The 17,438-nt window shown below is 70.0% G+C and carries 14 protein-coding genes and 1 pseudogene; 2 read left to right on the top strand and 13 right to left on the bottom strand.

Translation table 11 applies throughout. The annotated features are described in order from the left end of the window. Window positions 1-7: 7 nt before the first annotated feature. From OG507_RS03040 to OG507_RS03000, 9 genes are read right to left on the bottom strand one after another with little or no spacing between them, the layout of a single operon-like run. Window positions 8-1,159 (bottom strand): SGNH/GDSL hydrolase family protein, encoded by a 1,152-nt coding sequence (locus OG507_RS03040; RefSeq protein WP_327365550.1) that lies wholly within the window; start codon window positions 1,157-1,159, stop codon window positions 8-10. Continuing rightward, window positions 1,156-2,235, bottom strand: a complete 1,080-nt coding sequence (locus OG507_RS03035) for a right-handed parallel beta-helix repeat-containing protein (RefSeq protein WP_327365549.1) — start codon at window positions 2,233-2,235, stop codon at window positions 1,156-1,158. Before OG507_RS03035 ends, OG507_RS03040 begins: the two co-directional genes overlap by 4 nt. After that, a complete protein-coding gene (locus OG507_RS03030; protein WP_327365548.1) occupies window positions 2,232-2,834 on the bottom strand; it encodes a hypothetical protein in 603 nt (200 codons plus the stop codon). The genes OG507_RS03035 and OG507_RS03030 overlap by 4 nt, the downstream gene beginning before the upstream one ends. 2 nt (window positions 2,835-2,836) lie before the next feature. Next, entirely contained in the window at window positions 2,837-4,822 is a 1,986-nt protein-coding gene (locus OG507_RS03025) for a hypothetical protein (RefSeq protein WP_327365547.1), read from the bottom strand. Between the two features lie 3 nt (window positions 4,823-4,825). Then, window positions 4,826-6,616 carry a heparinase II/III domain-containing protein gene (locus OG507_RS03020; protein ID WP_327365546.1) on the bottom strand — a complete coding sequence of 597 codons (1,791 nt, stop codon included), beginning with the start codon at window positions 6,614-6,616 and terminating at the stop codon, window positions 4,826-4,828. Next, window positions 6,604-7,368: an SDR family NAD(P)-dependent oxidoreductase gene (locus tag OG507_RS03015; RefSeq protein ID WP_327365545.1), complete on the bottom strand. Its 765-nt coding sequence runs from the start codon at window positions 7,366-7,368 to the stop codon at window positions 6,604-6,606. Before OG507_RS03015 ends, OG507_RS03020 begins: the two co-directional genes overlap by 13 nt. A gap of 45 nt (window positions 7,369-7,413) precedes the next feature. Further along, a complete protein-coding gene (locus tag OG507_RS03010; protein ID WP_327365544.1) occupies window positions 7,414-8,337 on the bottom strand; it encodes a carbohydrate ABC transporter permease in 924 nt (307 codons plus the stop codon). Continuing rightward, a complete protein-coding gene (locus tag OG507_RS03005; protein ID WP_327365543.1) occupies window positions 8,324-9,292 on the bottom strand; it encodes a carbohydrate ABC transporter permease in 969 nt (322 codons plus the stop codon). Before OG507_RS03005 ends, OG507_RS03010 begins: the two co-directional genes overlap by 14 nt. A 12-nt stretch (window positions 9,293-9,304) precedes the next feature. Further along, entirely contained in the window at window positions 9,305-10,573 is a 1,269-nt protein-coding gene (locus OG507_RS03000; RefSeq protein ID WP_327365542.1) for an ABC transporter substrate-binding protein, read from the bottom strand. 226 nt (window positions 10,574-10,799) lie between these two features. On the opposite strand from OG507_RS03000, the gene OG507_RS02995 reads away from it, so the two are divergent. After that, the gene (locus OG507_RS02995; protein ID WP_327365541.1) at window positions 10,800-11,846 is read left to right on the top strand and encodes a LacI family DNA-binding transcriptional regulator; all 1,047 of its coding nucleotides are present in this window, start codon (window positions 10,800-10,802) and stop codon (window positions 11,844-11,846) included. 172 nt (window positions 11,847-12,018) lie between these two features. On the opposite strand, the gene OG507_RS02990 is transcribed toward OG507_RS02995, so the two are convergent. From OG507_RS02990 to OG507_RS02980, 3 genes and pseudogenes are all read right to left on the bottom strand, one after another. Beyond that, window positions 12,019-13,383 (bottom strand): endo-1,4-beta-xylanase, encoded by a 1,365-nt coding sequence (locus tag OG507_RS02990; protein ID WP_327365540.1) that lies wholly within the window; start codon window positions 13,381-13,383, stop codon window positions 12,019-12,021. A 68-nt stretch (window positions 13,384-13,451) separates the two neighbouring features. Continuing rightward, a pseudogene (locus tag OG507_RS02985) lies at window positions 13,452-13,625 on the bottom strand (DUF1963 domain-containing protein); the annotation flags it as partial. 108 nt (window positions 13,626-13,733) lie between these two features. Next, a complete protein-coding gene (locus tag OG507_RS02980; RefSeq protein ID WP_327365539.1) occupies window positions 13,734-14,663 on the bottom strand; it encodes an aminoglycoside phosphotransferase family protein in 930 nt (309 codons plus the stop codon). Between the two features lie 211 nt (window positions 14,664-14,874). On the opposite strand from OG507_RS02980, the gene OG507_RS02975 reads away from it, so the two are divergent. Further along, window positions 14,875-15,495 (top strand): LysE/ArgO family amino acid transporter, encoded by a 621-nt coding sequence (locus OG507_RS02975; RefSeq protein WP_327365538.1) that lies wholly within the window; start codon window positions 14,875-14,877, stop codon window positions 15,493-15,495. Window positions 15,496-15,585: 90 nt separating this feature from the next. Here the strand turns inward: OG507_RS02975 and OG507_RS02970 are convergent, their stop codons facing one another. Then, window positions 15,586-17,436, bottom strand: coding sequence for a serine hydrolase (locus tag OG507_RS02970; RefSeq protein WP_327365537.1), 1,851 nt, complete (start codon window positions 17,434-17,436; stop codon window positions 15,586-15,588). Window positions 17,437-17,438 lie beyond the last annotated feature (2 nt).

Below are 17,438 nucleotides of genomic sequence, written 5' to 3'. Positions count from 1 at the left end.
GCGGCCCTCACAGAAGGTGTCGGCGGTCGACGGCCGCGGCGAGCGCGGCGTGACCGGCGGGGTTGGGGTGCAGTCCGTCGCCGCTGTCGTACGCGGGCAGCAGCCGCGACGGGCGTTCCGGGTCGCGCAGCGCCGCGTCGAAGTCGGTCACGGCGTCGAAGAGCCGGCCGGTCCGTACCGCCGCGTTGATCTGCTGCCGTACCGCTTCCAGCTCCGGTGTCCAGCGGGTCCAGCCCCCGAACGGTGTGACGGTCGCGCCGACCGCCCGCAGTCCGGCGTCACGGGCGCGCAGCACCAGTTGCCGGTACCCGGCCAGGACGCGCGCCGGATCGGTCTGGCTCGGTGGCTGCTGGAGGTCGTTGACGCCGAGATGGACGAGTACGGTCCGCAGCCCCGGCAGCGACAGCACATCGCGGTCGAAGCGGGCCTGTCCGCCCGGCCCGAACCGGGCGTCGTCCAGCAGCACCCGGTTGCCGCTGATGCCGAGATTGGCGACGGCCGAACCGGGCAGGCGCCGGGCCAGTTGGTCGGGCCAGCGCAGATCGGCGTCGTCCGGGGTGCCGACGCCCTCCGCCAAGGAGTCGCCGAGCACCGCGACCACGGGCCCGTGCGCACCCGTCACCTCGACGCCGGTCAGCAGGAACACCGATGTGGTGCGTGCACCGTCGACGGAGTGCGAGGCATGGGTGTTGCGGTGGAAGGACAGCGGCCCGGTGGGTCCGGGCAGCCGGGTCTCCACCGTCAGCCGTGCGGCCTCGGCGGTGCGCAGACCGACTACCGGGTCACTGGTCAGTGAGGCGCCCGCCGCGATCCACGCCTGCCGGCGCCCGCCGAACGTCACCGGCCGGCCGGCCGCCGTCACCGGGCCGATCAGGACCGGGACCGTGCCGAAGGCGTGCCCGTAGCGCAGCCGGACGGCTCCGCCCGCCGACAGCCGTACGTGGGCGGTGAACGTGCCGTCGGTCAGCCCGGCGCTCGCCACCGTGTCGGCGGCGGTCGGCGCGGTCTGCGCGGTCGCCCAGGACGTCGTCCAGCGCGACCGGCCCGAGCCACTGTTCGAAGCCCCGGCGGCCTGCGCCCCCGGCGCCGTCGCGGCGACCGCCGCCAGACCGGCCGCCGCCGTCAGCACCCCGCGTCTCGCGGGCCCCTGCCCGCTCACCGGGGGCACGCACCGGTCGGGTCGTACGCGCTGCCGTAGGTGCCGACCGCGTCGCCACCGGTGTTGCCGCTCATCGTGTTGGTGCACACCGGTCCCTGCGGGGTGCGCATGAACTTGATGCCGCCGCCCGCGTTGTCGGTGATGGTGTTGCCGTAGACGCTGGTGTCGATGCCGTCGGTCGCGGTGTCACCGCCGAGCCGGATGCCCGCGCCGACGTTGTCGTGAATGGTGTTGTAGCGGAAGATGTTGCCGCTGCCGCGCGCGTCCAGACCGCCGGAGCCGGCGTCCTTCTGGCCGCTGCAGTCGTTGTACTCGACGTAGTTGTTGGTCGAGTTCTCCTTCACATCGACACACTCGTTGCCCCGGGTGGCGATGGTGTTGTGGTGGATGCGGTTGTTCCTGCTGATGTCGGGGGCCGCGTCCGGGGCGCCGTTCGCGCCCTGCTGCTCGGGTGCCGTACCGAGATAGATGCCCTCGCCGTTCTTGCCGCCGCCGCCGAATCGGAAGTCGGCGACCCCGCAGTCGGTGATCGTGTTGTCGGAGATGTCGGCGCCGGTCACCAGATAGCGCACGCGCAGACATTCGTCGGCGGCGTTCTTCAGCGTCATTCCGGTGATGCGCAGACCGCCCACACCATTGCCGGGAGTCGTGCTCATGACATAGATGAGCTTGAGGCGGTACCCCGACACATCGGTGGACGACCCGTGCAGCCCGTCGACGGTGAAACCGCTGAGCGTCGTCGAGTCGTGCTGCACCTGAATGATCCGGGCGTCGCCCGCCCCCTTCACCACGGCGTTCGACGGGCCGGTGACGGTGACTCCGGAGCGCTTGGTCACGACATCCTGCCGGTACGTTCCGGCGGCGAGGTTCACCACCGCGCCCGTCGGTGCCAGATCGACCGCCTTCTGGATCGTGGCGAGCGGGGCGCCGGCCGACGTACCGGCGTTGGAGTCGCTTCCGGTCGGCGACACGTAGTACGCGGTGGCGGCTTCGGCGGCCACGGACGGCAGGGGGACGGCGAGCGGGGCGCCGACGGCCAGCGCGGCGCCGAGAGTGGTGCGCAGTACACGGCTCATGGGGTGTGCCTCCTGGGGTCTGCGAAGGACAGAGCGAGCAGTACGGGAATGCTGGGGCCGAGGAGCAGGGGGCCCAGCGGTAGGACGAGGGAGAGCAGCGCGGCGGAGATCACCGCGCCGAGCAGTGCGGTGCCACGGGCCGCGGACCCGAAGCCGAGGGCCAGCGCACCGCGCGACCAGGTGCGGACCGTGCCGTGCGGCAACCGGCCCGCCTCGGCCGCGAGTGCCACATGATGGATGACCACCACGGCCGCGATGCCGACCTGCGCGGCGAGCAGTACGAACGTCCACGGCTCCGTACGGCCCAGCAGATGGACGGTGTTGGCGGACAGGACGAGCCCCGCCGCGGTGGACGCCAGCGAGTGCCGCCACAGGGCCCGCCAGTACTGCGGGAAGGCGCTGAACGTGCCGGTGAAGCAGTGGCTGTCGCCCTCCGCCCGCCACCGCTGCAGGGCATGACCCATCGCGGCGAGTGCGGGCAGCCAGGTCACGACACCGAGCGACAGCACGGCGAACGCGGCCCCGGCGGCGGCCGGGTAGGCCACGAACTCCAGCCGCCGCAGCAGTGTCGGCCGGCCGGACGAGAGGGTTGCCTGCATGATCAGCCGACCTTTCCTGTGTACGGCTCCGGGACGTCGAGCAGCACGCGGCCGTCCAGCTCCAGCCGGGTGGCCGCCACCGCATAAGGGGCACTGCCTTCGCCGCCCAGCAGGACCGCCGCCGCATCGGCAGAGACGGCGGCGGTACGGATGCGGCGGGTGACGGGGGAGAGGAGCACGGTCTCCTCGCCGAATGTGACGCCCTCGCCCTTCGCACACACGACCCGCTCGGCTGCGACCGCTGCCGGGCCCGGGGTGATCGCGGTGAGGAAGAGACCGTGCGAGGACCGCGCGGTCCTCGCACGCAGCGTGTGCAGCGTGCGGGTCAGGCGCAGCTCCGGCGTGCTCGACGTCGGATTGGCCTCGACCTCGGTGGCCCCGGAGACGACCGGACCGTCGAGCGGCGCGAACTGCCGCACCAGCGCCGAGGCCGCCCCGGACCGGATCAGCCGGCTGCCGTCCGGCTGCGGCTCGGTCGGCCGGTCCGTCTGGAGCAGGAACGTCCACTCCCGTTCCGTGTCCGCCTCGGCGAGATCCAGCAGTACGAGCCGCCCCGACGGGGTGAACACCAGCGTCCGGTCCAGCCGCCGCACCCCGAGCCCGGGGTCGTACATCGCGGCGATCTCCGCCGTGGCGTGCGCCCAGCCGCAGCCGGGATCCACGAGCACATCACGCTGCCGGGCCTGCCGCTCGTACGGGATGTCCCGGTAGACGTGGTAGCGGTCCTCGTCCGCGTATCCCTGTCCGTCCACCAGCAGCAGATTGTGGTGCGCCGCCCGCTTGCGATTGCTGTAGCCCTCGTCGACCGCGAGGAACGCCCCCTGCGAGACCAGCACGAACGAACCCGAATCGGGGTGGTGGTGCCCCTGGTCGAGGGTCTCCCAGCCCCGCTCGGCCCGGTGCTTCGCCGCGGTCTCCCATGCCTTGTGCCCGCCGCCGGGGCTCGCCTTGAACGAGACGAGCGTGGCGTCGTCGTCCCATCCGGTACGGGCCGCGAGCAGGCCGAGGTCGGGGAAGAACGCCCTGGTCTCGGTGGGACGGGCGCCGGGCACGGACGGGTCGAACCAGAGGTATTCGAGGTAGGCCTCCGGAAGGATGCCGGGCCGCACGCCGCTCTCCGCGGCCTCCTGCCACAGCAGTTCGCCCGAGGCGAGATCGCCCATCCACTGTGCCTCCGGAATGCCGTACTGGGCCGCCAGGCGGTAGTACAGACCGGCGCTGTGGCCACTGCGGCGGTCGTGGCAGTCGCCGTGGTCGACATTGAACGCGAAACCGGGCGCGCTCTGGTGGAGCCGGTAGCGGAAGGTGTGGGAGAGGAAACCGCCCCGCCCCCACCAGTCGATGCCCTCCGCCTCCTGGAGGAGATCCAGATGGATGGCGAGGAAGGGCACGCCGTAGCGCCAGTACACGACACCCTCGGCGTGCGAACCGTCCTCGGGCATCAGATCCAGGACCTTGCCGAGATTGTCCTTGGCGCGCTCGGTCCACTCCTCCTTGCCCAGCACATAACCGGCCGTCGCCAGACCCGCGTAACAGATCCAGTTGTGGTTCTGCCAGTACGACGACGACCACCAGCGGCCCTCGCTCGCCACCGCGAACTCATACATCCGCCGACCCTGGAGCAGCAGCTTGTACCGGAGCAACGCCCGTACTCCGTCCGGTAGTTCGTCGCCGATCCACCGGTACGCGAGCGAGAGGTGGTGCAGCAGCCAGCCGGCGTCCAGATCGTGGTCCGGCATGTGGGCCCTACCCCAGTGCGGCAGCCGTACCGCTGCCTCGATCCAGCGCCGGCTCTCCGCCAGATGGGCCGGATCGCCGCCGACCCGGAAGGCCAGCGCCGGGTTGGATGCGGCGGGGCCCAGCCAGGTGATGCTGGCGAGGGGGTGTGTACGGGGCGGGGTCAGCCCGCGGTGGCGGGCGGCCTCCTCGTACAGCCGGACCTCCTGGGCGGGGCGCGGGCCGGGCGGCGGGGTCGCCGAGAGCAACAAGGGTCAGTCCTCCGTCCGGAACCGTGCGGTGCTGCCGTCGGCCAGCGCGACCGTCAACTGCCCCTCGCCGTCCAGCCGTACGTCGGTCACGGCGGGGCCCGCCGACGCCGTCTGATACACAGACGCGAAGGTGATCCGGTCCGTCTGCGCGGTGAAGTCGACCCGGGTACACATGCGTTGCGGATCGTCGGCGGTCCCGGGCCCCGGCCGGGTGACCGGTCGCACCGACAGGCCGGGGGTGTGGGTGTGCCAGCCGTGCAGGGTCTCGTCGCCGTACCAGGTGGTGCGTACCGGGCCCGCGGCCTGTAGCTGGACGTCCAGCGCGACACCGGGCCGCAGCTGTGCGACGAGCTGCCGCTGGTCCCCGGCGCTCAGGGTCAGCAGATCGATCAGACAGCCGTCGCCGAGCGCCACCCGCCGTACGGCACGCACGCCTTCGTACGCTGTTGTCACCTCGGCCGTGACGGACGATCCGTCCGCGCCGAGCAACTGCCCGGCGCACTCTGCCTGTTCAGTGCTGTCCACCCGGAAGGCGGGATGCGCCTCCGTGGATGCGTACAGATCACGGAACTGGGCGTGGGCGTAGGGAACTTGACCGGGATCGGGCTGCCACGGCGTGGTGTCCCCGTACAGATACAGCGACAGTTTGTCGCGGTGCCCGTGGGAGCCGCCGTGCGGACCGAAGTCCAGCAGCGCGTGGACGCCCGCGTGGCGCAGCACCGCGTATCCGGCCCTCGGGAACACCGTGACCGGAGCGGGCGCCGGGCGCTCCGGCAGCGGTGGTCCTGCGAACCAGCCGACCAGCTCGCGGTCGAGCCCGTCGTCCTGCGTGCCGAGCTCGGCGCGGGCCCGCGACGCCACCGCATCGAGGGTGGGAGAGGGAACCAACTGCTGGACGAGTGCCACCAGTTCGAGCCACTCCAGCGCGAGCGGCCCGCGCAGATACGGGCCGTCGTGCAGCGCGGGCAGGATGCCGCCCGGCGTGGCGATCGTCGCGAGTATGTCCGTCATCGAGGCCAGTACGTCCACCACATCGGACGGAACGGCCGCGGGGTCGGTGCGGCGCAGCGCCAGCAGCGCGGCCCGCAGCACGAACCCGTGGTAGTAGGTGCTGCCCTCCCACTCCCAGCCGTCATCGGCGACCGCGACCCGCAGATGCGCGTACAGCCCGTGCTCGCCCTCCAGCCACTGCTTCGCGCCGTCCCACTCCTGGCCACGGGCCGCGGCGGCGCCCCGACTCGCGGCCGCACCGGCGGCGTTGAGCCACGCGGTGTAGTTGGAGGCGAGATGCCCCTGACCGGTCAGCACGTTCCGGGCGTCCAGCGCGGCCCGCTCCAGATCGTCGAGGAGCGGCAGGACGGGTACCAGGTCGTCGATGGACCGCTCGGCGAGTGTGATCACGGTGTGTCCGATGGTGACCGCCCAGATGGCGTCGGTCAGCGCCTGGTGGAAGAGCCGGCCGCGCAGCATCCAGGTCTGTGCCTCGCCGTGCCGCTCGGTGGCGAGTTCCGCGTACAGACCGGCGTACTCGACGAGCCGAGCCACCGCCTGAGCACGCTCGCCCCGGTGGGCGAGCACCCGAAGGCGTCGCGCCCACGCCTGGTGCGACAGCACCAGCCAGGCACCGCGCACCGCCTTGTCGTCCACCCGGCAGCCGTAGGCACAGCGCGCACCGTCCGCCGGGAAGACCCCGGCGAGCAGATCACCGTGGTCGAGCTCCACGCCGTGTGCCGGGCACACGTACGCATGCCACCAGCCGCCCCGCTCCCGGGCGATCCGCCTCAACGCGGCCACACGCCACCGTCGATGTCCACCGTGGTGGCGGTGAGGAAGCCGGACGACGGCGACGCCAGATGCACGACCGCGGCGGCGACATCCTCCGGGGTGCCCGCCCGGCCGACCGGGATGCCGGCCTCCATCGCCTGCTGCGTCTCGGGCGCGGTGAACGTGTCGTGGAAGGCAGTGCCCTTGATGAAGCCGGGAGCCACGGTGTTGACCGTGATGCCGGTGCCGCCGAGCTCCTTGGCCAGGCCCTTGGTGAAGCCGCGGACTCCGGCCTTGGCCGCCGCGTAGGCGACCGAGCCGGGGCCGCCGCCGTTGTGCGCGGCCAGCGAGGACATCGTGATGATGCGTCCGGCCGAGGACTTGGTCAGATACGGCAGCGCCGCCCGCACCGTGCGGAACGTCGACGTCAGATTGGTGGAGAGAACCTGCTCGAAGTGGTCGTCGGACATCTCGGCGATCGTGGCCCGGCCGATCAGATGGCCCGCGTTGCAGACCAGGACGTCCAGGCCGCCGAGGAAACCGGCCGCCTCATCGACGAGCCGGTCCACCTCGTTCGTCACGGTGACATCGGCCTTGAACGCCTTCGCCCTGCGTCCCAGCGCCTCGATGGCGGAGACGGTCCCGGCGGCCTCGTCGGCGCAGGAGCGGTAGTGGACGGCGACATCGGCCCCGGCCCCGGCAAGAGCGACAGCGATGGCGCGGCCGATTCCGTGGCCCGCCCCTGTCACGAGTGCGCGGGAGCCGTTGAGATCAGCAGACATGAAGCGAAACCCTTTCGATGACCGGCCCCGTGGGGCCGGAACCGGTCACTTGAGACCGGCGGTTGCGAACCCCTGCACGAAGTAGCGCTGGCCGATGAGGAAGAGAACGACCATGGGAAGGGTGGCCAGCGTGGTGCCGGCCATCAGGAAGTGCCACTGGGTGCCGTTCTCCGTCTTGAAGACGGAGAGCCCGACCTGGATGACCCGCAGGCTGTCCGTACGGGTCACCAGCAGCGGCCACAGGAAGTTGTTCCACGACGACTCGAAGGTCAGCAGTGCCACGGTGGTGAGCGCGGGCTTGACCTGCGGTGTCATGATCCGGGCGTAGATCCGGAACTCGCCGAGTCCGTCGAGCCTGGCCGCCTCCTCCAGTTCCACCGGAAGGTCCAGATAGAACTGGCGGAAGAGGAAGACCGCGAACGGCGTGACGGCCCCGGGAACGATCAGCGCCCACCAGGAGTCCAGCCAGCCGCTGCCGCCCTGGCCGAAGATGTCGTTCCCGCCGGCCAGCGGCATGAAGCGGACGATCAGGAACTCCGGCAGCACCTTGGTGTACGTCGGGATCATCAGCGCGGCGATGAAGAGGTAGAAGATGACCTCGCTGCCCCGGAACCTGATCCGCGCCAGCGCGTAGCCGGCCATCGACGCGACCACCACATTGATGACGGTGTGGCTGAACGCGATGATGAAGCTGTTGCGCGCGTACGTCGCGAACGGCGCCGCTTTCAGCGCGTCGATGTAGTTGCCGAACTCCCAGTGTTCCGGCAGCAGTCCGGCGTCCTGCGAGGCGATCTCGACGGGCGTCCTGAGCGAGGTGAGCACCATCCAGACGAACGGCACCATCATCAGCAGCGAAACGACGGACAGGGTCACATAGAGCACGATCCGGCCCACGGGGAGCGGCCTGCCCTTCGTGCGGGTCCGGTCCTTCCCGTCGGCACCGGGCCTGTGCAGCTCAGTTGTGGCCACGGGTGCCTCCCATGATCCGCCGGTTGACCAGGGTGAAGCCCATCAGCAGCACGAACAGCACCAGTGACTGCGCGCAGGCGTAGCCGACGCGGAACTCCCGGAAGGCGGACTTGTAGATCTCATACGTCATCATCGTGGTGCTGTTGGCGGGGCCGCCGTCGGTCAGGATGTAGATCTGGTCGAAGGACTGGAACGCGCTGATCATCGAGGTGATGAGCACGAAGAACGTGGCGGGCTTCAGCAGCGGCAGCGTGATCGAGAAGAACTGCCGCACCCTTGAGGCGCCGTCCACCGAAGCCGCCTCGTACAGTTCCTTTGGCAGGGACTGCAGCGCGGCCAGGTAGATGAGCATCTTCATGCCGATGCCCTGCCAGATGCCGACCAGGATCACCGAGGGCATCGCCCACGACGTGGACGACAGCCAGGCCGGGCCGTCGATCCCGAGGAACGACAGGAGTGTGTTCAGCAGCCCGTTGCCCGGGTTGTAGATCCACAGCCAGACGAGCGCGATCGCGACGGTCGCCGTCACCTGGGGAAGGAAGACCGCGGTACGGAAGACGCCCCGCGCCTTCAGCCCGGTGTGCAGCGCCAGGGCCGTCAGCAGCCCCAGCATCATGCCGAACGGCACGGTGAAGAAGGTGTAGACGACGGTGTTGACGACGGACTTGCGGAAGACCGCGTCGCCCATCATGTCCCGGAAGTTGTCCAGACCCACGAACTGCGGCGCCGTCAGCACGTCGTACTTCGTGAAGGCCAGAACCACCGACGCGACGACCGGCACGCCGATCCAGAGCGAGGCGTGCAGCAGTGCGGGCGCCACCATCAGCATCCCGGCGCGCTGCCTGCGGCGCCCGGGGCCGGTGGGTGCCCTGCCGGTGCGCTTCTTCGCGACAGTGTGCTGAGAGGGGGAGGGGGGCCGTGCGGGCCGCGCCTTCAATACGGATGTCGCTCCCACGGTGACGGGTCCTCACATCCGGCCGATGGCGGCCTCGGCGAGCCGGCCGAGTTCCGCGATGGCGTCCTTCGCGGACTGGCCGCCCACGATCGCGGGCTCCAGCGTGGGCTTGATCTTTTCGCGGATCTCCATCCAGGCCGCGGTGCCGCCCTCCGAACAGGCGTCGCCCATGCTCTGCAGGGAGAGATCGACGAACTTGTTCTCCCTCACATAGCCGGTGTCGCTGAGATCCTTCAGCCCGGGCACGGAGCCGCGCTGCCTGGCCGCGCCGAGGATGGACTCAGGCGTCGCGAGGTACTCGACGAGCGCACGGGCCGCCGCCGGGTGCTTGGAACTCGCGGACTGGGTGACGAGCGTGCCGCCCTGGAGCATCGCGGGCCTGCGGTTGGCGAGGATGAACGCACCGAGCTTGTCGTCCTTGAGGAGGTCCGGGGTCTGGTCCCCGACCTGCTTCCACAGGGCGCTGGTGGTCATCATCATCGACGCCCTGCCGGTCTGTACGTTGGACGGGGCACCGGCGTCCGTCTTCTTGGCGTAGTCGGCGGAGCCGTCCTTGATCAGGTACTTGAAGAACTGCAGCGCCTCGACTCCGCGGTTGTCGGTGAACAGCACCTTCTTGCCGTCCGTGCTGAACAGCCGGCCGCCGTTGGCGAAGAGGAAGGTCTCCCAGCACTGGCGCAGATCGATGGAGAACGGGTCAAATCCGATCCGGCCGTCCTTGGTCAACTGCTTGGCCACCGCGCGTAGTTCGGCCCAGTTCGCCGGGGTCTTCCTGATGCCGGCCTCGGCGAAGTGGTCCTTGCGGTAGACGACGATGCGGGTGTCGAGGACGACCGGCAGCGCGTACAGCTTTCCGTCGTACCGGGACGGCTCCAGCACCCGCTTCTCGTAGTCGTGCGCGGTGGCGAACCTCTCGGGCAGCTCGGCGATCGCCTTCTTCGCCGCGAACGGCGGGATCCAGCCCACGCCCATCATCAGCACGTCGGGCAGCAGACCGCCCGCAAGCCCCGTGGTGATCTTCTCGTTGAGCTGGGCGTACGTGGTGTAGTCCACGTTCACCTTGACGTCCGGGTACTTCTTCCGGAACCCGCCGAGTATCTCCTTCTCCAGCAGCGTCTTGCCGTCGGCACCTTCGTAGATCGGCGTGAGCAGCGTGATCTCGCCCTCGGCGGGGCCATTGGCGGAGCCGGCCGTCGAAGTACCGGTGCCGCACCCGCCGAGAGCGGCGGCAGCGGTCCCGGCGCCGATGGCAGCAAGCAGCGACCGTCTTTTGAGTTCCATGGGGCACCCCTCTTGAGGTGGAGGCTGTGGATCGATTCAGCGAAGGCAACCCAGTCATGACTGAGAAGCACTGGTAAATCGATGCACTGATGCTAAGAACGCGCCGAGAGGGGCGTCAACAGCTGATGCACATGAATTTTCAGGGGTGTTAACGGGTGTACCGGTGAACAGAGTTCAGTAAATCGATACACTGGCAAGGTCAGATGCGTTCCGAACCGGAGGTGGCATGAGCGGGGTAACGATCCATCAGGTCGCGGAGGCCGCGGGGGTCTCCGCGAGCACGGTCTCCAACGTCCTCAACGGGCGTACGGACCGTATGCAGGCGGCCACCCTGGCCCGCGTGGAGCAGGTGATCGAGCAGCTCAGCTACCGGCCCAACCGCGCCGCCCGGATGCTGCGCACCGGCCGCATCAAGGTCATCGGTCTCATCGTGCCGTCCGTCGCCAACCCCTTCTGGGGGGCGCTCGCCCGTGAGCTGGAGGCCATCGCGCTCACCGAGGGCTATCACGTACTGCTCTGCAACAGCGAGCGCGATCCGGCCCGCGAGCTCAAGTACGGCGAGGAACTGCTCGCGGACGGGGTCAGCGGAGTGGTGCTCTGCTCCTCGCTGCCCTCGCTCGACCATGTGACGCCGCTGCTCAGCCGCGGACTGAAGATGGTCGCCTTCGACCGGACGGCGCAGGCGGGCGACCCGCCGTCACTTGCCTCGATCAGCGTCGACAACGCGATGGGCGCCGAGCTCGCCACCAGTCATCTGATCGAACTCGGCCACCGCCGACTGGCGTTCGTCTCCGGCTCGGTCAACAGCGTCAACCGCCGCGAGCGACTGCGCGGCTTCCGGGCCGCCCTGGAGTCGGCCGGTCTCGATCCGGCCGACGCGATCGTCTGGCCCGGCGCCGACACCGCCGAGTTCGGTGACAAGGACGCGGCGGAACTGGGGCGGAACGCGGCGAGGGAACTCCTCGGCGGACCCCGCCCGCCCACCGCGTTCGTCGCCATCAACGACATGTGCGCGATCGGGATCTGCCGGGGCGCCAAGGACGCCGGGCTCACCGCGGGGCAGGACGTCTCCGTGGTCGGCTTCGACGACATCCTCCTCGCCGACCTCTTCGAACCCCCGCTCACGACGGTGCGCCAGCCGCTGCCGGAGATGGCCGCGGAGACGTTCCAGCAGCTGCGGGCACGGATCGACTCGGCGCCCGCGGCGGGACGGTCACTCCTGATCCGGCCGAAGCTGGTCGTACGGGAGTCGACGTCCGCTCGCCGGCAGTGAGGCGCGGCCGGCCGAAGCGCCACCCACAGCACCGCCGCACGACGCGGGTGCCACTGGCGGAACGGGCACTCCACCCGACCCGGCCGTATTCACGTCGGCTGCCGACGCAACGGACAAGGGCGCGGCGATCGGGGATCGCCGCGCCGTCATGCCCGTGCCGGGTGCCGGATGGTCAGGAGGCGGTGCAGCCGCCGACCGTGGGCGCGTTCGTGTTGCCGTTGGTCGTGACGGTGAACCCGAAGGTCGTCGACGCCCCGGCGGCCAGGCTGGCGTTGCCGTTCGGCTTCATCGTCATCACATTGCCGCTGCTGTCCCAGGTCGGGCTGCCGTTCCAGGTCGCGGAGACCTTCTGCGGCGAGGTGACGGTCACCGGCACGGTCCAGCTGCTGATCGCGGAGCTCCCGGCCTTCACCGTCACCTGCCCGTTGAAGCCGCCGTTCCAGGTGCTCGTCCGGGTGTAGGTCGCCGCGCAGGTCGCACCGCCACCGCCGCCGCCCCCGCTCGTGCCGCCGAGCGCGGAGAGCACCGCGTCGTACGCCGGCTTCTTGTTGTAGTTGTCGTCGAACAGCAGCGGGGTACCACTGCTGCGCCACGAGTACTTGTCGGGGATGCCCCAGACGGTGATGCCGGTGCAGCGCGACACGGCCAGACAGGCGTTCACGACCTTGCCGTAACTGGTGGCCTGGGCAGAACCCGAACCCTCGATGTCCAGCTCGGTGATCTGCACGTAGACACCGAGGTCGGCGAAGCGCTGCAGATTGGCCTGGTAGTCGCCGGGGACGGGGGAGTTGCTGTTGAAGTGCGACTGGAAGCCCACGCAGTCGATCGGCACGCCGCGCTGCTTGAAGTCCTTCACCATGTTGTAGACCGCGTTGCTCTTCGCGTTCTGACCATCGGTGTTGTAGTCGTTGTAGCAGAGCTTGGCACCCGAGTCGGCGGCGCGCGCGGTGCGGAACGCCTCCTCGATGAATCCGTTGCCGAGCTTGTCCTGGAACGGTGAGCTGAGCCGTGCGCCGCTGCTGCCGTCCTGGAATGCTTCGTTGACCACGTCCCAGGCGTAGATCTTGCCCTTGTAGTGGGTCATGACCTGGGTGATGTGGTTGTTCATCGCCGAGCGCAGATCGGCCGCGGCGAGCCCGCCGACCCAGCCGGGCAGCTGCGAGTGCCACACCAGAGTGTGGCCGCGGACCTTCATGCCCTTGCCCTGGGCGTGGCTGACGATCTGGTCGGCGGAGCCGTAGTTGAACGAGTTACGGGTGGGCTCGACGGCGTCCCACTTCATCTCGTTCTCGGGCGTCACCGAGTTGAATTCGGTGTCCAGTGTGGAGGCGTACTGCGCCTCACCGAGGTGGTTGGCCGCGACTGCCGCGCCGAAGTACCGGCCCTTTGCCGCAGCCGATGCGCCGAGCGTGCTCGCGGCGTTCGCCGTACCGGCCAGCGAGAGGACGCCGGCGGCACCCAGCACACCTGCCGTGGTGAGGACGAGCGCCCGTCTGGCCCGGATTCGCAGCTGCGGGCGTGCAGATGCCGAGAACACCACAACACCTGGAGCAGATCGCACTCGTCCGGGAACGCCGCGAGGTCGGGTACCCCTTCGTGCTCCGGACACATCGGCCAAGGCTCGCGCACCGGCCACAGCAGCGGACCGCCGACTGAGCTTTCGCGGGCCGTCGGCTCGCCCGCACGCGGATGGAGCCGTACGGCCTGTCTGCGGAACGGCACGATTTCCGGGAAGAGTTCCTCGACGTCGAGGGGGCGGGGCGGGGTATGACGTGTCATGCGGGACGCATCGCGTTCGCCGGCGGCTAAATCCGCGCCGGATCTCCGACGGCGATGCATCCGATCGGCACGATCGAGCCCTCACTCAGCTCCACCGGCGCCTCCTCATCACAGGCGCTGCTCGGCCAGGTCGAGCCAGTGCTCCACGTCGCCCGGGGCGAAGTGCCTGATGGCCCAGTCGACCATGCGCAGACTCATATGCGCCCAGGAGAGCCGCAGTACGTCGTCGGGCAGGCCGTCCAGAATGTCGTCGAGGCGGCTCGTGACGCCCGGGGGCTGTTCGTTCGCATGCAGCCCGAAGCGCAGGGTGACCAGGTCGAAACGGCGGTCTCCCCGGCCCGCGCCGTCCCAGTCGATGACACCGGTGACCGAGCCGTCGGCGGCGAGCAGGTTGCCGGGGTGGAAGTCCTGGTGCACGACGTCGCGTCCGGGTATCCGGTGAGGACGACCGGCCCCGACCGACGCGATCCGCTGCTCCAGGGCACCACTGCGCCGGCTGTGCCGACGCAGTGGCTCGTGAAGACAGTACCCGGGGCCGTCGTCGAGCAGATACAGGCTCATCGACGGGACATCCGGACGCCGGGCCAGCATCCCCGCCTGTGACTCGTTGAGGGCGAGGGCCTGATCCAGCCCGTGGTGGTCGAGGACCTCCATCGGCGTGCCCGGCAGCAACTCCTGGACGAGCACGACCGCGTGATCCACCTGGACCGCCAACTCCGTCGACGGGCATGGATATCCATGTGTGTGCAGCACTTCGCACACGGCCAGCGGGCCCGCCCGCAGATCCTTGAGCCGTGTGTCCGGACGCCACTTCAGCACGGACCGGCGGCCGTCCGGCCACCGCACGTACGCGGCACCGACCTGTCCTCCCGGACAGGGCCCCTCCACCACCAGTCGAACACCTGCCTCGGCGTACAGGGCCTGTGTCAGCCGGTCGGCATCGAGCCGCTCGGCACGTGTCCAGTTCTGCGAAGACGGCGACGGAGACGGAGACGGATACGGAGCCGGGGACGGGGATGGAGGCGTGGTCATCGTCATCGGAGCATTCTCCGTCACGGAGGTTCGATCCGTGGAAGCGGAACCGGACGCCGACCACGGCGTCACGAAAATGCCTTGCATGCGGTGCCGCGGCGCCCCACCATCTGCCCATGGAATCGATCACCGCCCCGCTGCCGCCGACCTCCGCCGCCCGTTCGGTGCGCGGTCAGCAGCAGCCCGGCCGACTGCGGAGACCGACTTCCGCACACGCATGACCGCCATCCTGGTCGCGGGACTGCTCGCCGGGTACGGCATCGCCGTCCCGGTGGGTGCGGTCGGGACCTATCTGGTGGGCCTCACCGCCCGGACATCTCTGAGGACGGGTGCCTGCGCGGCTCTGGGCGTCGCCACCGCCGACGGCCTCTACGCGGTCGTCGCGGTCGTGGGAGGTTCCTCGCTCACGCAGATCCTCGCGCCGGTCATGGCGCCCCTGCGCTGGGCGTCGGCGCTGGTGCTGATCGCACTGGCGGTCCACAGCGGTACGACGGCGATCGGGCGCTACCGAGGGCGACGGAGCGTGGCCCGGATCGAGACGGAAGCTGTCAGTCCGGCACGGTCCTACCTGATGCTGCTCGGGATGACCATGATGAACCCGGCCACGGTCGTCTACTTCGCGGCGCTCGTGCTCGGCAGCCGTACCACCGCCGACGCCGGCCATCTGGAGAGGGCCGTGTTCGTGCTCGCCGCCTTTGTGGCGTCGGCGAGTTGGCAGCTGATGCTCGCCGGTGGGGGAGCGCTGCTGGGCCGGGCGGTGACGAGCCGCCGCGGGCAGCTGGCCACCGCCCTGGCCTCCAGCGTCCTGATCACGGCACTCGCCGTGCAGTTGCTGTGACCGTGCGGGGGAAGGGGGACGGCCCTTCCCCCGCACGGCCGGTCGATGTGCCGATGGCCTGCCGAAACCTATCGCGGCCCGCGGCCCGGCTCAGTTCGCCGAAGCCGTCCAGCCCAGCGCCTCGATGCCCGCGGCATCGCCGGCCCGGCCCTCGTCGAAGACCGTTCTCCTGCCGTCCTCGACCCGGATGGCGTCCACGTACACCCCGCGCCCGACGTACAACTGATCCGTCGCATACCGCCACCGCAGCCGCACCTCTTTGCCGCGCCAGGCGGCGAGATCCGCGTCGAGGCGGTGCCAGACCCGGCCGGACCAGCCGGAGACCGAGCCCGCCGGATGCGGTTCGGGCTCCGGGTGCTGATGACCGGTCGCCGGTACGGTGGTGAACGGGACCGGTTGCCAGGTCGCCCCGGCGTCCGCCGATGCCTCCAGGAAGAGGAAGTCGGACCCGGGCTCGGTGTCCCACCACAGGGCCGAGCTCAGCCGGGCCCGCGACGAATCGAGACGCACCGCGGGCAGCGTGAGGGTGGCGCTGGTGGCGCTCGCCAGCCCCGAGAACCATGCCGTACGTCCCCGGGCGGGGCGGACGGCGACGGCGCGCGCCATCTGGTTTGCGGTGGCGACGCGCGGCGCGCTGCCGGAGCGCCAACTGCGCACCGGGTGTACCGAGTTGCCGAGGACGATGAGGAACGAGTCGGTCGTCGGGTCCAGGACCAGGCTGGTGCCGGTGAAACCGGTGTGGCCAGCGGTACGCGGGGTGGCCATCGCCCCCATGTACCAGTGCTGGTAGAGCTCGAAGCCGAGACCGTGCGCATCGCCGGGGAACGCGGTGTTGAAGTCCGTGAACAGCAGGTCCACCGATTCCGCGGAGAGAATCCGCGCCCGGCCGTAGACCCCGCCGTTGAGCAGCGTACGGGCGAGGATCGCGAGGTCCCAGGCGCAGGAGAAGACCCCGGCGTGGCCCGCCACGCCATCCAGGCTGTAGGCGTTCTCGTCGTGCACCTCGCCCCAGACCAGCCCGCGGTCGAGGCCGGACCAGGGGCGCCGGGCGTCCTCGGTCGCGGCGATCTTCGGCTTCCAGGAGGCCGGCGGGTTGTACCGGGTGCGGTGCATCCCGAGCGGAGCAGTGATCTGCTCACGGAGCAGGACATCCTCCGTGCGGCCGGTGATCTTCTCCAGGACCAGTTGCAGCGAGATCAGATTGAGGTCGGAGTAGAGGTACACCGTGCCGGGCGGATTGGCGGGCACCTCGTTCCACAGCAGCTCCAGCTTCCCCTCCCGCGTCGGTGCCGCGTAGAGCGGAATCCAGGCACGGAAGCCCGACGTGTGCGTGAGCAGCTGACGGATCGTGATGTCCTGCTTGCCGCCACCCGCGAAATCGGGCAGATACGAGGCGACCTTCGCCTCCAGCTCCAGCGTCCCGCGCTCGATCTGCTGCACGGCCAGGATCGAGGTGAACAGCTTCGACACCGAGGCCAGGTCGAAGACGGTGTCCTCGGCCATGGCGATCTGCTGGTCCGGCGGGAACTCCACCCCGGTGTCGGTCTTCTCGTCGTAGGCCGCGTAGCGCACGGCCTTGCCGATCGGGTGGTGCAGAGCCACCGTGCCACCCCGTCCGGCGAGCAGCACCGCACCCGCGTACCAGGGGTGTTTGGGGGAGTCGGAGAGGAACTTCTCCGCATCGGCGACCAATTGGTCCAGGGGCCCCTGCAGCAACCCGGCACGGGCGGCCGATCCGCGCCGCAGTGTCGGCCGCGCCTGCGCGGATGCCGCGCTCGCCCCGGTCCCTGCGTGCATATCCGACGACCCCGCCCCCGACTCCATGGCCGACGCCCGCTCCGCGAACGGAATCGGCGCCAGGGCGAGTGCTCCGCCCAGGGCCAGCATCCCACCGCCCAGCCTGCGTCGGCTCATCCCCCTGCCGGCCGCGTCCTCGGTCATCC

The sequence above is a fragment of the Streptomyces sp. NBC_01217 genome, from assembly GCF_035994185.1.
In the GTDB taxonomy this organism is placed as follows: Bacteria; Actinomycetota; Actinomycetes; order Streptomycetales; family Streptomycetaceae; genus Streptomyces.
The sequence above is the reverse complement of the archived record's forward strand: the minus strand, read 5'-3'. Positions and strand labels throughout refer to the sequence as shown.

Bases quoted from the DNA above. Each gene is read 5' to 3' on its own strand.
- OG507_RS03035 (WP_327365549.1), bottom strand. From the start codon at position 2,235: ATGAGCCGTGTACTGCGCACCACTCTCGGCGCCGCGCTGGCCGTCGGC.
- OG507_RS03030 (WP_327365548.1), bottom strand. From the start codon at position 2,834: ATGCAGGCAACCCTCTCGTCCGGCCGGCCGACACTGCTGCGGCGGCTG.
- OG507_RS03015 (WP_327365545.1), bottom strand. From the start codon at position 7,368: ATGTCTGCTGATCTCAACGGCTCCCGCGCACTCGTGACAGGGGCGGGC.
- OG507_RS03000 (WP_327365542.1), bottom strand. From the start codon at position 10,573: ATGGAACTCAAAAGACGGTCGCTGCTTGCTGCCATCGGCGCCGGGACC.
- OG507_RS02995 (WP_327365541.1), top strand. From the start codon at position 10,800: ATGAGCGGGGTAACGATCCATCAGGTCGCGGAGGCCGCGGGGGTCTCC.
- OG507_RS02980 (WP_327365539.1), bottom strand. From the start codon at position 14,663: ATGACGATGACCACGCCTCCATCCCCGTCCCCGGCTCCGTATCCGTCT.
- OG507_RS02975 (WP_327365538.1), top strand. From the start codon at position 14,875: ATGACCGCCATCCTGGTCGCGGGACTGCTCGCCGGGTACGGCATCGCC.
- OG507_RS02970 (WP_327365537.1), bottom strand. From the start codon at position 17,436: ATGACCGAGGACGCGGCCGGCAGGGGGATGAGCCGACGCAGGCTGGGC.